This is a genomic window from Bradyrhizobium liaoningense, assembly GCF_018130825.1.
In the GTDB taxonomy this organism is placed as follows: domain Bacteria; phylum Pseudomonadota; class Alphaproteobacteria; order Rhizobiales; family Xanthobacteraceae; genus Bradyrhizobium; species Bradyrhizobium liaoningense_B.
Map to the genome: position 1 here is coordinate 929,599 of NZ_JAFCJS010000003.1, position 13,626 is coordinate 943,224.

A 13,626-nucleotide genomic window follows, 5' to 3' on the forward strand; every position below is an offset into this window, starting at 1 on the left:
ACAAACCCCGATTGCGGCCTGCTCGTGTACAGCTCGCCATTTGTGGGTTAGGTTCCGAAGCTGTCATGTGCCGCATCGTAGCTGATCCGTCAGCCGGTCTGGAGCTGGTCATGCAGCCGATGAACGAGGTCCCATTCGAGACGACCCTGGCTGAATATGTCGAAGAAATGCTCGACGCCTGTACGCGATGCGGGAAATGCGTCGAGGCTTGTCCGAGTGTCGAGCCGGCCGGCATCTTGGGGACAAAGTCCGAAGACATCATCGGCGGCATCCTCGAACTGGTACGTACCGGCAACGGCCCGGAAGCGTCGCGCAAATGGGCGCAGTCCTGCATGCGGAGCGGGGCATGCATCAAGGCGTGTGACCATGGCGTCAATCCGCGTTTCTTGCTGAGCATGGCGCGGCTTGGCATCGCGAAGTCGGACAATGAGCTTGCCGAAAGACGCCGGCGGGGTGTGGAGAAGTACCGCGACGGCAGTCGTGGAGTGAGCGTGCTTTCGCGCCTGCAACTCGATACGGACGTGCTCGAACGACTGGGGCAGAAATCAGCATCGGTCTCCACGCCCGTTGAGGCGCCGGATTTCGTGTTTTACACCGGCTGCAATGTGCTCAAGACGCCGCACATCGCCTTGCTTGCCCTCGATATCATGGATGCGCTCGGCGTCACTTACCAGGTGATGGGCGGACCAAGCCATTGTTGCGGCATCCTCCAACTCAAGTCTGGGGACGCAGAGATGGCCGGTCGTATGGGCTCGAGCACCATGGAAAAGCTGTCGCACTCCAACTCGGGGCAGGTGATCTCCTGGTGTCCGTCGTGCTACGTCCAGTACACGGAAACCATCCTGCCAACGGTGGAGCGGCAGCGCGGCTCCCGCCCGTTCGAGATGAGCCCGTTCATGCGCTTTCTCGGTGACCGGCTGGCGCAGCTAAAGCCGCACCTTCAGCGCAGGGTCGAAATGCGGGTCGCGCTGCACAAGCATCCCGGCGTGGCCGGCGTCGTGGAAGCCGCCGCTGAAATCCTGACGACGGTCCCCGGTATCGAACTCGTCGATCTGAACCAGCCGGCGGTGGGTTTGCAGAGCGTGGATGTCGGCGTCCTTCCAAAGTTCAAGCGCGAATTGCAACTTATGGAACTTGAGGCGGCGCGCGATGCAGGTGTCGATGCACTGGTCGCGATCTATCATTCCGATCATCGCGAACTGTGCGCGCACGAGCGCGACTGGCCATTCCGCATCATAAATATCCTTGAAGTGGTTGGCGAAAGCATGGGCCTGCATCGGCACGATCGCTACAAAGAGCTCAAGATCATGCAGGACGCCAACCAGATCGTCACCGACTGTAGCGACCTGATCGCAAAGCACTCGCTTGATCCTAACACTGCGCGTGACGTCGTGGTGAAGGTGCTGCTTGGCGATCAGCCGCTTCCCCTGAGGGGCGCGCTCCCAGAGTCGCGCGCGGGGGGTGTGGCGCCGTCGTAGCAGCTTGACGTCGCCTATTGGCTCATCAGCGAAGTGACGGGACACTCATTGAGGTCCGCGTCCGCCCAAGAGTTTCACTAACTCGGCGGGTTGCTGGTAGCAGCGCTGACGAGGGTCTTTGTTCCATTGGATGGAACCATCGCACTCTTCGAAGGTGCGCGAAACATTTCCCATCCCTGTAACTTAAGTTAATCGTGGGGCCCAATCGAAAAGGTCGCGATATGGAACCGACCAATCGAATATCGGACCACATCGACCATAAGACTGCCCGGTCGATCTGTGACGAGGTGGGTGAGAGATTGCAACAGAACTTATCTCGCGAAGTCTCGCCTCTGCCGCCCTACCTCGAACGTCTAGTCGATGAATTGCGCAAACAGGAGCGTCATCCAATTGATGGCGTCTCAGCGCCCGCTAACCGTTTCCTTCATGCGACGCGGCGGGTAGTCGCGGCCGTCTGAGCGCATAAAGAAGAAAGCTCGCCGTTCCAAACCGAGCGGCGGCTTTTCCGCTAATCTTGTCGCTGAGGCATTCCAGGCTTGAGCCGCGCCGGACGCCACGAGGGCGTGCCCGCTCGCCGGGGCTGACCGGAAGTCATGGCGGGAGGACTGAACCGACGCGATTGACCCAAAGCGGTCCTCATCCACGGCGGTGCATCACCGCGCGCGGATGCAGACCAATAGACTGTTTCCGCACTCGGCTGATCCGATTGCGATAAGCGCTCACTCGAAATGGACGGCGAGCCAGACCGTTGGCTGTTGCGGCTCCGTCCACTCGACGCGATGGCGTTTCCTTGCAGGGATGAAGACGTAATCCCCCACGCCCAGCGATCGCGCGGCAAGCTCATCTTCGAACTGCAATGTGGCGCGCCCGCTGTTTGGCAGCGTCGGTAACGGGAGTATACAAGCTAACCAGCGTGCCCTCGGGGTCACGGAATTGAACTGCTCGATTGCCCCACGGCAAATTCTTCGGTTCGTGAACGACTTCGACCTGGCCCTTCAATCGTGCAAACTCGGCATCAACGTCCGTCACTTGAAATTCGATGATTGCCGTACGGTTGGCGGCGGGTTCGGCGCTTCCTTCCTTGAAGAGGACGACAGTCTCCGCGCTTCCGACGGCGACGGCGGCTGTCGGAGTCACGATCTCAGCGAAGACCGGCGCGAGCCAATCGGCCCTCTTGCCTGTTACCTCTTCGTAGAAGCCCACCACGGCTTTGATGTCGCGAGCGATCAGACGTATTGAGGCGAACTTCATAAACCCAGCTCCTTCTGAATGTTTCAGTGCTTCCGTGGAGCAGTATCGCCCCACTGCTGACAGCATGCTGTCAGCAGCCTCCTGCTTCACGGCAGTGGCGTTTTTGCCCCCGGCCTTTGGAGGGGCCTTTCGTCCGGAAGCGCGGTCGCTGTGCTGTTGCCACAGGTCGCGCCTGCGGCTTCGAGACCTATTTCTTCGCGAGAATGCGTAGCCGCGCAGTCGCGTCGGCGACGGTCACCTCGGCGGCATCGACGAGGTCGGCTTGCACGACGATGTCTCGATCGGTTCGCTCGATGACACGTGCCCGTGCGGTGATCGGCCCGACCGCCGCGGGTTTCAGGAAACGAGTGTCGAGGCTCTTGGTGACCACGGTCTGATCGGGACCTAGCGCAGCCAGCGCGCAAATCCCGGTGGCGGAGTCCAGCATCGCCGCCAGAAATCCGCCCTGGATCGTGCCATGCCTGTTGGTGAACGCGGGCTGCGCCTGGAAGCGGATCAGCGCATGACCGCTCTCGTCAAAGCCAAGCCATTCGCGCCCCAACAGTTGGGCGCCAGGTGGAAGATTTTCCGCCGCATCTGTCACGTCGGTCACCGCGCTTGATGTGTCGGCGACGAGCCTATCAGCCGGTCCATGTCGTGCAAGCGAGACGGCGCGTCAAAAGCAAGGTCACAGACCGCTCACCGTCTTCGTGACGCGCTCAATTGCCTTTTGACCATCCGGATCGGATGGGGCCAATTCGGAGAACCGTTTGAGATCCGCCAACGCGCGTTGCAGATCGTTCTTCCGTTCCCATGATATGCCGCGGTTATAGAATGCGATTGCGTAGTTTGGATTGAGCCGGATCACCTGGTTCAAATCCTCGATGGCGCGGTCGAATTCGCCTTTGGCGTTATAGGCGGCGCCGCGGTTGTTGAACGATTCGAAGTGGTCCGGATCAAGCCGGATCGCCTGGTTGAAATCTTCGATGGCGCGGTCGAATTCGCATTTGGCGCCATAGGCGTTGCCGCGGTTGTTGAACGCGTTTACGTAATTCGGATTAAGGCGGATCGCCTGGCTGTAATCCTCGATGGCGTGGTCGTATTGGCCTTTGCTTTTGTAGGCGATGCCGCGGTTATAGAACACATTAGCGCGGTTCGGATTGAGCCGGATCGCCTGGTCGAAATCCTCGATGGCGCGGTCGTGTTCGCCTGCGGCGTCATAGACGGTGCCGCGGTTGTAGAACGCGTCTGCCTGTTTCGGATTGAGCCGGATCGCCTGGCTGTAGTCCTCGATGGCGTGATCCCGTTGGCCTATGTTGTCATAGGTGTTGCCGCGGTTGTTGAACGCGTGTGCGTAGTTCGGATTGAGCCGGATCGATTGGTCATAATCCTCGATGGCGCGGTCGTATTGGCCCCTATTAAAATAGGCGTTGCCGTGGTTGAAGAACGCCAATGCGTAGTTCGGGTCGAGCCCGATGGCCTGGTTGCAATCTGCAATGGCCCTGTCGCTTTGGTGCTTTCCGTTCCACTCGGAGCAACGATTGTTGTATAGGGCAGCAAGCCGGTGATCGCTATATTGACCGGAATCGATCGCTCGCGTGCACGCGGCGATGGCCTCGTCGCCAGATGCCTTCCCACATGTGTAGACATCGTCGGCTGCGGCGGGCGTCGTCGCCAACCAAAAGGCGAGAGCTGCCAGCGCGGACAAGGCGACAGCCAGAGTCAGCAGCAACACCCTCAATTTCGACATCGGGAACTCCGGACAATTTGCCTGTTTGTCGCCATTCCCGAGTATGAGGTTCAGGCCGGCTGACGCCCCCGCTCACCCCTTCGGTCCGCGCAGCTGCGTCGTAGGTGGATTGATCCGACCCGATCGCCCCGATGATGCCATCATGCCCCTGTTTTGCCCGACGGGTCAAGTTGACTTCGAAAAATACGAAATCGTGTCAGGCCCCTGGCTACTGTGCATGGGGTTGTTTTCGACTTTTTTGTCGCGGACCTCCAGTCCATCCCCGCAAGCCGATCTCGCGGTGGTGGCAAAGTGGCCGCGCTCAGCCCTTCGGCCCGCGCAATTGCGCCGTCAGCTTCTCCATCGCCTCCGCCACCTCGCGCCATTGCGACAGCCAACTGCGTGGAAAGCGGAAGGTGAGGTCGGCGCCGCCGACGCGGCGCTCGGAGAGGCACATGCCGGGGGTCGCCGCATCGCGCGTGCAGCGCGCGGTCAGCGCGGGGCTTGCGGCGGAATAGAGGTCCTCGCTGCCGTAGGGCGTGTCGGCGCGGAACATCCGCATCGTCAGCCCGTCCTCGGGCTGGGTCGCGGCCTGCTCGAGATAGCGCGGATAGATCGTGGTCGTTCGCTGCTCGGGCGAGAGCGCATCGTGATGGGCGGCGATCGACAGGAAGATGCGGTCGATCGATTGCACCGCCGTCTCCACCGTGTCGGCGGTGACGTGCCTGGGTGCGCCGGGCACCTCCAGCGAGGGATAGAGGAAATCGAGATCGATGCGCTCTTGCGGCCCGGTGTGCCGCTGGATCTTCATCCGGATCGCAGTCGTCGGCAGGTTGAACAGCGTGCCGCCGATGCTCACCGGCAGCTTGTCCGGGGCGTTGGCGCCGCCGGCTCCCCAGGTCGGCCACAGCAGATAGGCGACCAGCGCCACCGCGCCCAGCGCGGCAGCGCCGCCGAGCACGATCGGAACGACATGCGCCCGGGTGCGCGTCCTGGAGGACCTGAGGGGAACTGCCGAAAACATCGTCATGAGATGAGCGCGCGTAAAGACCCGAAGTCGGCCGGTGGCCGACGAATCAGCGGCGAATATGCCATGCGGCGGCGAATTCGCTTAGGCCTTGCCGGCCGCGGGGAAGGGGGAGGGCTCTGCGCGGGCTGGCCGGCGCCGTTAACCTTCTCTTAAGGATAATGTAGCGTTAACCAGCACGATTTGTCACAGGAAGGCTCCGGCGTTGCGTAAGTGCGGACAGTTTCCGATGACACCTGAAGCTCTCAATTCCTTCTTCTCGATCTGCATCGGTTTCGCGCTCGCCGGCGCCCTCGTGAACGGATACCAGGCGGTCGCGCATCGGCCGGCCGGCTTCGGCCTGCTGCAGGACGGCGTGGCGCCGAAGACCTTCGCGGCGGTGCCGTTCCTGGTGTTCGCTGCGCCCTTCATCATCATGCGCAACACGCTGCGCGGCATGCGGATGGAAAGCCGCCGCGTCGAATTCGTGATGATGGCGACCGTCATCGCCGGCTTCTGGAGCATGATGAGCGGCACCTTCTTCCTGATGACGCTGCGCGCGACCGGCGTGCTGGGCTGACGCTCGCCTTGTAGGTCCCCGCGGGGCCCTTTGCGTCGGGGCCGCCGTTTCGCTATGGCTGGGTCAACCCGACAGGAGACCTTGATGGCGATCTACGAGCTCGATGGGCAGGCGCCCGAACTTCCCGCCGACGGCAATTACTTCATCGCGGAGACCGCGACCGTGATCGGCCGGGTGCGCCTGAAGCCGGGCGCGAGCGTCTGGTTCGGCGCGGTGCTTCGCGGCGACAATGAGTGGATCGAGATCGGGGAGGGCGCCAACGTGCAGGACGGCTCGACCTGCCACACCGATCTCGGCTTTCCGCTCGTCATCGGCAGGAACTGCACCGTCGGCCACAACGTCATCCTGCACGGCTGCACCATCGAGGAGGGCGCGCTGATCGGCATGGGCTCGATCGTGATGAACGGCGCGAAGATCGGCCGCAACAGCATCGTCGGCGCCGGTTCCGTCATCACCGAGGGCAAGGAGTTTGCCGAACGCTCGCTGATCATCGGATCGCCCGCGCGCGTGATCCGCACGCTCGACGACGCGCAGGTGCAGAGAATGGGAAGCGCGGCGAAGTTCTACGTCGCCAACGGCCCGCGCTTCAAGAAGGGCTTGAAGCGGATCGGCTGAGCTCAGCCTCCCTCGGATTCGCGCGCTTCGATCGCGCCTGCAACACGCTCGTGACCAGCGGCCCAGAGCGCATGCTCGTCGCTGCCGTCTGAATATGGATTGGCTTCGGCTGGGATGCGTTCGCGCGCGGCGCGCTCGCCTTCTGCAAAGGGATCGCGATCGGTCATCGTGATTTGGCCTCCTCGTTTCTCAAGCCGATGTGACGGCATTGGTTCCGGAACGGCTCCTGGTCGGGACCGTTGACGGATAAAGGAGCATTCCAATGGCCCCACCGTGCGCAAACGCTTCAATGAAGACGTTGGTCCTGATCTTCGCCCTCGCGGCGATGCCGGCCGTATCCTTTGCGCAAGCGACCGGCGGCACTGCCGGATCGACCGGCAGTTCGTCGGGGCCGACCGGAGGTGTCGCCAACGCGCCGGCGCCGCCGCCCGGCACCAACAGCCTGGGTACGGCGCAATCCTCGGGCCCGGGCTCCGGAGTGACCACCGGCTCCGGCGCCGGTGCAGCCGCCGACGCCACCGTCAACAGCGAGAACCGGCAGCTCGACAAGAAGATGAAGAGCATCTGTCGCGGCTGCTGATGCTCGCGCGGAAGTGAGACAGTGTGGCTGTCCGGATTGCCCCGACGCGGCTAGCTTGATCCCGCTTTGAAGCGTGGAGCGTGTCCACGCGGAGGATCGAGTGATGTTACGTAAGACGATGATGGCGGCGCTGGCCGTCGCGGCGGTCGGGCTGTCGGCGCCGCAGGCCGCCCAGGCGGGTGGTCATGGCGGTCACGGTGGTGGCGGTTGGGGCCACGGCGGCGGTGGCTGGGGCCATGGCGGCCATTGGCATGGCGGCGGCTTCTGGCCAGGCGTCGCGATCGGGGCAGGTCTCGCCGGCGCCGGCTATTACGGCGCCTATTACGGCTATGGCTCCCCCTATTACGGCAATCCCTACTATTATGGTACCGGCTATGACGATGGTGGTTACGGCGGCTGCTACGTCGTCCGCAAGCGCGTGATGACACCTTCGGGATGGCGATACCGTCGCGTCGACGTTTGTGAATAGGCGGGAAGACGAATGAGGCGGGAAGACCTGCCGGCCCGCTAAAAAACAAGGCCGTTGACGCAGTATACCGTCAACGACCTTGCCAGCCCCGGATATTGAAATCGGCTCACGCCATCCGGTGACGGCCAGCATCGCGCGGAATCATACGGGCGAATGTGATCCAGTTCACAAGTCGAGAAATTAAAGCCGCCGGCGAAAGGCCAGCTCAGCCGCGCGAGCGCTTGCGCGAGCTGGCATGGACGCGGTAGCGAGCCGGTTTCCTGCGGGTAACCGAGGGCGTCTCGGCCTCGGTGGCGCGGGCGCTGGCGAAGGACTGGCGCAAGCCGTCGATGGATTCATTCAGGCCCGCCACCTGCTCCGACAGGCGCTTGGTATCGGCCTGTTGGGCTGCGAGCAGCCGCTTCACGGTCTGGAGCTGGTCCTGCACGACCTGGAGCTGGTCGATCGATTCCTGCTGGGTCGCCTCCAGCCCCTTGGTCTTCTCGACCAGCTGCTCGGAGGCCTGGGCAGTGCGGGCCTGCAGCTGCCGCGACGCCGCCACCCGGTCGGTCTCCGGCGCAGAGCCGTTATAGGCGCGCCAGATCGCGATCGAAGTGACGCCGGCGATCAGCAAGAAAAGGACGGCGGCGGTCAGCGCGATGGGCTGGGCGCCGAGGCGAAACAGGGGGGTGGACCGTGTGTCCTCCACGAGATCGATCATCGCTGACAAAACCCAAATTGAAACTTGGTGAGTGGCGAAGACCGGCAGCCTGAGGCGGCGACCGGGATGTCCCGAAAGTGTTACTATTCGGCAACAATTGGGACCAAAAAGAGGCTGGCGGCCAAAAAAGCAGCCGGCGCTTGGCTTTACCCCCTGGAGGCAGGGCCAGATGGCCAGCTTCAGGGCTGAAACGGCGAAAGCGGCCCGGAATAGGTCTTTGGCCGCGGTGCCGCATAGGGGCCGAGCCGCGACGTCTTCAGCCCCAGCCGCACCAGCGACTCCGCCAAGGTCACCGCGGCGGCGACGCCGTCGACCACGGGCAGGCCGTGGATGGCGGCAAGTTCAGTGGCGAGATCGGCCATGCCGGCGCAGCCGAGCACGATGGCCTCGGCGCGATCGTCGCGGATGGCGGCGGTGATCTCCGCCGAGATCTTGCCGAGCGCATCAGTGTTGCGCTCCTCGAGCGCGAGCACCGGGACCTCGGCGGCGCGCACGCGGGCGCAGCGCTCGGCGAGGCCGTACTTCTTCAGATTGTGCTCGATCGGCACGATGGAGACACCGAGCGTCGTCACCACGGCAAAGCGCGCGGCGATCAGGCTCGCCATGTGGAAGCCGGCCTCACCGATGCCGATCACCGGCGCTTTCGCAGCGGCGCGCGCGGCATCCAAGCCGGTGTCGTCGAAGCAGGCGATGATGTGCGCATCGGCGCCGTCGCGGTCGGCCTCGCGGATGCAGCCGAGCATGCCGGGGACCGCAAAAGCCTCGTCGTAAAAACCCTCGATCGAGACCGGGCCCATCGCGGGCTGGCGCGCATCGATCACGGTGTCGGGCAGGGCAGCGCTGCGCGCAGCGGCGGCGATCTTCGCCGTCATGGACGCCGTGGTGTTGGGATTGACGACGTGAAGCCGCATCGCGATCAGACAAGCCCTTTGCCGGCGTCCGAGCCTTTGGCCGCCTGCCGCTTGTTGAGCACGTGGATGGTGCCGAGCGCAAGCGCGATCACCGTGAACGAGACCGCCGAGATCACGGTGCCGAGCGCGTAGATGTCGGGGTTGGTTACGGTGGTGGTGAGGCCCTGGAGATCCAGCGGCAACGTGTTCACCGCACCGATCGCCTGGCTGGAGCGGGCCAGTTCGTCCCAGGACAGCGTGAAGCCGAACAGGCCGATACCAATCACTGAGGGCAGGATGATCGGCAGCACGACGTGACGGAAGGTCTGCCACGGCGTCGCGCCGAGATCGCGCGCGGCTTCTTCCAGCCGCGGGTCGAAGCGGTTGAAGATCGCGAACATGATCAAGAGTCCGAACGGCAGCGTCCAGGTCAGGTGCGCGCCGAGCCCGGAGGTGAGCAGGCCCATCGAGGTCTCGAAATTCTCGTTCCAGTGCGCCTTGATCAGATCGTCGATGATACGGAATTCCAGGGAGATGCCGAGCGAGGTGATGATCGAGGGCACGATCAGGCTCGCGATCGCCGAATAGAACAGGATGCTCTGCGCCTTGAATTTTCGGCGGAAGGCCATGCCGGCGGCGACCGACAGCACGACCGTGACGATCATCACGATGATGCCGAGCAGCAGCGAGCGGCGGAAGGCTGCGCCGAGATCGACGATGCCGGTGCCCTGGAACAGTTTTGCGATCCAGAAGGTCGACACGCCGTTCATCGGGAAGGTGAGGCCGCCTTGCGGGCCCTGGAACGACAACACGTAGATCGCGATCATCGGGCCGTAGAGGAACAGCGTGTAGGCCGCGAAGAAGACCGCGAGCACGTAGAAAGAGCGCGGGCGTCCTTCCTTCATGCTCAGAGCTCCTTCTTGATGTCGACGATGCGCGACATCATGGTGATGATCAGGAAGGTGATGACGAGCAGGATCACGGCGTTCGCTGCCGCTGCCGGGAATTGCAGCGCGTTGACCCGCGTCTCGATGATCTTGCCGGCAGCTGCGATCTGCTGGCCGCCCATCACGCCGATGGTGATGAAGTCGCCCATCACGATGGTGATGACGAAGATCGAGCCGATCACGATGCCGGGTTTGGCCAGCGGAATGATGACGTTGACGAGGGTCTGGAAGCCCGTGGCGCCCGCGTCATAGGCGGCCTCGATCAGCGACTTGTCGATGCGCACCATCGAGTTGAAGATCGGCACCACCATGAAGAAGGTGAAGAGGTGGACCAGCGCCAGCACCACGGAGAATTCGGAGAACAGCAGCCATTCCAGAGGATGGTTGATCAGCCCTGTCTTGACCAGGCCGGAATTGACGAGGCCGTTGCGCCCGAGCAGGGGGATCCAGGCGATCATGCGGATCACGTTGGAGGTCCAGAACGGGATCGTGCAGAGCAGCGACAGTCCCATCTGCCAGGTCTTGGACTTGACGTGGAAGGCGAGGAAGTAGGCGACCCAGAAGCCGATGAACAGCGTGATGACCCAGACCAGGAAGCACAGCTTCAGCGTCTTCAGATAGGTCTTGGCGATGGTGCAGAGGTCGGGGAGCTGCGCTATGCAGCCTTCGAACGTGTCGGTGTAGCCGCGGCCGGAGAAGGCCGGCAGCAGCTGGTATTCGTTGTAGTCCCAGAAGGACACGATGACGACGAAGACGAGCGGGATCAGGAAGAAGGCGAGAAACACCAGCATCATCGGCCCGGCCTGGAGCCAGGAGATGAAGGAGGGCGACAGGCGCGCCGCTTTCGCGGCGCGCTTCGTCTCCGATCCCTGGACAAGGTCCGGGGATGCCTGATGCAGGATGTCCTCTGACGCGTCCATCAACTTACGCCGCGATGAACTCGTTCCACTTGCGGACCATGTAGTCGTTCTCGTCCATCACGGCGTTCCAGCAGGCGACGCCGCCCATGCGGTCCTCGTAGGAGCCGCCGTCGCGCACTGCGCCGGCCTTCTCCAGCAGCGAGCCGTCGGGCGCCTTGATGTCCTTCTCGGCCGGCTTGCCTTCCATCCAGTAGGCCCACTCATAGGGCTCCATGTGCGCCTTCGCGGTGGAGAGCACGGCGGAGTAGTAGCCCTGGCGGTTGAGATAGGCGCCGGCATAGCCGGACAGGAACCAGTTCACGAACTCATAGGCCCATTCGAGCTTGGCACCCGACACGCCCTTGGAGACGCAGAAGCCCGACGCCCAGGAGCGGTAGCCTTCCTTGAGCGGCTGGAAGGTGCAGGGGATGCCCATCGAGCGCACCTTCGTCACCGCAGGCGACCACATCGACTGGATCACGGTTTCACCCGAGGCCATCAGGTTGACGCTCTCGTTGAAGTCTTTCCAGAAGGCGCGGAACTGGCCGGCCTTCTTGGCTTCCGTCATCACCTTCATGGTGAGATCGATCTCTTCCTTGGTCATGTTGCCCTTGTCGGCATATTTGTACTTGCCGGTGGCTTCCACGACCATCGCGGCATCCATGATGCCGATCGAGGGGATGTTGAGGATCGAGGCCTTGCCCTTGAATTCGGGGTTGAGCAGCTCCGCCCAGGAGCTGATCGGGCGCTTGATGATGTCGGGGCGGATGCCGAGCGTGTCGGCGTTGTAGACGGTCGGGATCAGCGTGACGAATTCGGTCGCCGAGGTCGCGAACTTCTTGGAGTCCTTGCCTTCGAGATAGAGCACCTTCCAGGGGGCGGTGCCCTGGTTGCCGATCTTCTTGCCGCCGGGCGTCTCGCCCTTGGTGAAGACCGGCGTGATGTTGTCGAATTCCTTGATCTTCTTGGCGTCGAGGGCAAGGATGTTGCCCGACGGCACCAGCTTCTTCAGCGAGAAATATTCGGTGTCCAGCACGTCGAAGGAGTTCGGCTGGGTCATCACGCGCTTGGTGACGTCGTCGGTGGTCGCGGTGATGTATTCGATCTTGATGCCGGTGTCCTTCAGGCACTGCTTGGAGATGTCGTCGCCCTCGTTCACGGCGGTGCCGAGATAGCGCAGCACCTTCGCATCGGCCGACTTCACATAGGGAAAGCCGGTGATGGCGCCGGAGCCGGCGGCAAGGCCGGTAAGACCCGCGGTGCCCTTGAGCAGCGTGCGGCGGCTGACGCCTTTCGTCCTGGTGGTCTCGGTCATATCAGTCACTCCTCTGTTGCGCATTCCAGTGATCGATCGGCGCTATTGCAGGCGCTGCGCCTTGGCGGGATCCCAGGTCGCCAGCACGCGGTCGCCCGGACGGAACGGGTGAACGTCGAAGGTGGCTTCCGGAACATGGGAGAAAAGGGCGGTGCCGTCGTCGAGCGTGAGCGAGACGGCGATGTAGGAGCCCTGGTACTCGGTCTGGGTCAGCAGCGCCGGCGCGCCGAACGCGCCGTCGGCGAACGGCACGATGCCGAGCTGATCGGCGCGCACGGCGATGAGGTTGCCGGCGTCGCTGAGGACGTTGTGGCCGCCGATGAAGCGCGCCACGAATTCGGTGCGGGGATGATGGAAGATGTCGCGGGCCGAGCCCTGCTGCTCGATCTTGCCGTGGTTCATCACCACGATGTGGTCGGCGAGCGCCATCGCCTCTTCCTGGCCGTGGGTGACCTGGATGAAGCTGATGCCGAGCTCGCGCTGCAGCCGCTTCAATTCGCCGCGCATCTTCACTCGCAGGAACGGATCGAGCGCCGAGAGCGGCTCGTCGAGCAGCAGGATCTGCGGCTCGGTGATCAGCGCGCGTGCCAGCGCGACGCGCTGCTGCTGGCCGCCCGAGAGCTGCGCCGGCAGGCGGCTCGCATACGGGCTCATGGCGACGAGCTCGAGCAGTTCGCCGGCGCGCTTGTGGCGGGTCGGCTTGTCGATGCCGCGCATCTTCAGGGCAAAGGCGACATTGTCGATCACGCTGAGATGCGGAAACAGGGCGTAGGACTGGAACATCATCGCGGTGCCGCGCTCGGCCGGCGGCAGATCGGTGACGTTCTGCGCGCCGAGGACGATGTCACCCTCGCTGACAGCCTCGTGGCCGGCGATCATGCGCAGGGTCGAGGTCTTGCCGCAGCCGGAGGGGCCGAGCAGGCAGCAATAGGTCCCGGCCGGGATCTTCAGGTTGACGGTGTCGACCGCCAACGTCGTGTCGTAGCGCTTGGTGACGGCGACCAGTTCGAGAGCGGCGGGAGTGGCCATGGCGTGTCCGAGGAGGGGCGATGCTTCCGCCTCTCTCCGCAAGGTCCGTGCCAACAGCCGTCGCTCGGCAAAATCTCAAAACTGTGCAGCGGAGTCAGATCGTTAGATCGAATCCGGCGTATTCGGGCTGTCCGCCGCCTGTGCAGTCACCTGCACACA

16 protein-coding genes are annotated in these 13,626 nt (G+C 63.3%); 5 read left to right on the forward strand and 11 right to left on the reverse strand.

The genetic code is table 11. The annotated features are described in order from the left end of the window. The first annotated feature begins 110 nt into the window (after positions 1 to 110). On the forward strand, positions 111 to 1,478 hold the full coding sequence (locus tag JQ603_RS17875; RefSeq protein WP_212341330.1) for a (Fe-S)-binding protein: 1,368 nt from the start codon (positions 111 to 113) through the stop codon (positions 1,476 to 1,478). A gap of 840 nt (positions 1,479 to 2,318) precedes the next feature. Here JQ603_RS17875 and JQ603_RS17880 read toward each other — a convergent pair. From JQ603_RS17880 to JQ603_RS17895, 4 genes are all read right to left on the reverse strand, one after another. Continuing rightward, on the reverse strand, positions 2,319 to 2,729 hold the full coding sequence (locus JQ603_RS17880) for a VOC family protein (protein ID WP_212341331.1): 411 nt from the start codon (positions 2,727 to 2,729) through the stop codon (positions 2,319 to 2,321). 187 nt (positions 2,730 to 2,916) lie between these two features. Continuing rightward, entirely contained in the window at positions 2,917 to 3,312 is a 396-nt protein-coding gene (locus JQ603_RS17885) for a PaaI family thioesterase (RefSeq protein WP_349630748.1), read from the reverse strand. Between the two features lie 84 nt (positions 3,313 to 3,396). Then, positions 3,397 to 4,458 (reverse strand): tetratricopeptide repeat protein, encoded by a 1,062-nt coding sequence (locus JQ603_RS17890; protein WP_212341334.1) that lies wholly within the window; start codon positions 4,456 to 4,458, stop codon positions 3,397 to 3,399. Positions 4,459 to 4,759: 301 nt separating this feature from the next. After that, positions 4,760 to 5,467, reverse strand: a complete 708-nt coding sequence (locus JQ603_RS17895) for a hypothetical protein (protein ID WP_212341335.1) — start codon at positions 5,465 to 5,467, stop codon at positions 4,760 to 4,762. 226 nt (positions 5,468 to 5,693) lie between these two features. Between JQ603_RS17895 and JQ603_RS17900 the strand changes: the two genes are divergently transcribed. Both JQ603_RS17900 and JQ603_RS17905 read left to right on the forward strand, forming a co-directional pair. Next, positions 5,694 to 6,023: a DUF6949 family protein gene (locus JQ603_RS17900; protein ID WP_212341336.1), complete on the forward strand. Its 330-nt coding sequence runs from the start codon at positions 5,694 to 5,696 to the stop codon at positions 6,021 to 6,023. Between the two features lie 84 nt (positions 6,024 to 6,107). Next, on the forward strand, positions 6,108 to 6,638 hold the full coding sequence (locus tag JQ603_RS17905) for a gamma carbonic anhydrase family protein (protein ID WP_018647061.1): 531 nt from the start codon (positions 6,108 to 6,110) through the stop codon (positions 6,636 to 6,638). Positions 6,639 to 6,640: 2 nt separating this feature from the next. Here the strand turns inward: JQ603_RS17905 and JQ603_RS17910 are convergent, their stop codons facing one another. Beyond that, positions 6,641 to 6,805 (reverse strand): hypothetical protein, encoded by a 165-nt coding sequence (locus JQ603_RS17910; protein ID WP_212341337.1) that lies wholly within the window; start codon positions 6,803 to 6,805, stop codon positions 6,641 to 6,643. A 95-nt stretch (positions 6,806 to 6,900) separates the two neighbouring features. On the opposite strand from JQ603_RS17910, the gene JQ603_RS17915 reads away from it, so the two are divergent. Further along, a complete protein-coding gene (locus JQ603_RS17915) occupies positions 6,901 to 7,218 on the forward strand; it encodes a hypothetical protein (protein ID WP_212341338.1) in 318 nt (105 codons plus the stop codon). Between the two features lie 103 nt (positions 7,219 to 7,321). Beyond that, on the forward strand, positions 7,322 to 7,687 hold the full coding sequence (locus JQ603_RS17920) for a hypothetical protein (protein ID WP_212341339.1): 366 nt from the start codon (positions 7,322 to 7,324) through the stop codon (positions 7,685 to 7,687). 205 nt (positions 7,688 to 7,892) lie between these two features. Here JQ603_RS17920 and JQ603_RS17925 read toward each other — a convergent pair whose 3' ends face one another. From JQ603_RS17925 to JQ603_RS17950, 6 genes are all read right to left on the reverse strand, one after another. Continuing rightward, positions 7,893 to 8,387, reverse strand: a complete 495-nt coding sequence (locus JQ603_RS17925; protein WP_212341341.1) for a hypothetical protein — start codon at positions 8,385 to 8,387, stop codon at positions 7,893 to 7,895. Positions 8,388 to 8,566: 179 nt separating this feature from the next. Beyond that, entirely contained in the window at positions 8,567 to 9,298 is a 732-nt protein-coding gene (locus tag JQ603_RS17930) for an aspartate/glutamate racemase family protein (RefSeq protein ID WP_212341343.1), read from the reverse strand. A 5-nt stretch (positions 9,299 to 9,303) separates the two neighbouring features. After that, entirely contained in the window at positions 9,304 to 10,182 is an 879-nt protein-coding gene (locus tag JQ603_RS17935; RefSeq protein ID WP_212341345.1) for an ABC transporter permease, read from the reverse strand. Positions 10,183 to 10,184: 2 nt separating this feature from the next. Beyond that, positions 10,185 to 11,144, reverse strand: a complete 960-nt coding sequence (locus JQ603_RS17940) for an ABC transporter permease (RefSeq protein ID WP_212341347.1) — start codon at positions 11,142 to 11,144, stop codon at positions 10,185 to 10,187. A 4-nt stretch (positions 11,145 to 11,148) separates the two neighbouring features. Beyond that, positions 11,149 to 12,438 carry an ABC transporter substrate-binding protein gene (locus JQ603_RS17945; protein ID WP_212341348.1) on the reverse strand — a complete coding sequence of 430 codons (1,290 nt, stop codon included), beginning with the start codon at positions 12,436 to 12,438 and terminating at the stop codon, positions 11,149 to 11,151. A 42-nt stretch (positions 12,439 to 12,480) separates the two neighbouring features. Continuing rightward, a complete protein-coding gene (locus tag JQ603_RS17950) occupies positions 12,481 to 13,467 on the reverse strand; it encodes an ABC transporter ATP-binding protein (RefSeq protein ID WP_212341349.1) in 987 nt (328 codons plus the stop codon). Positions 13,468 to 13,626 lie beyond the last annotated feature (159 nt).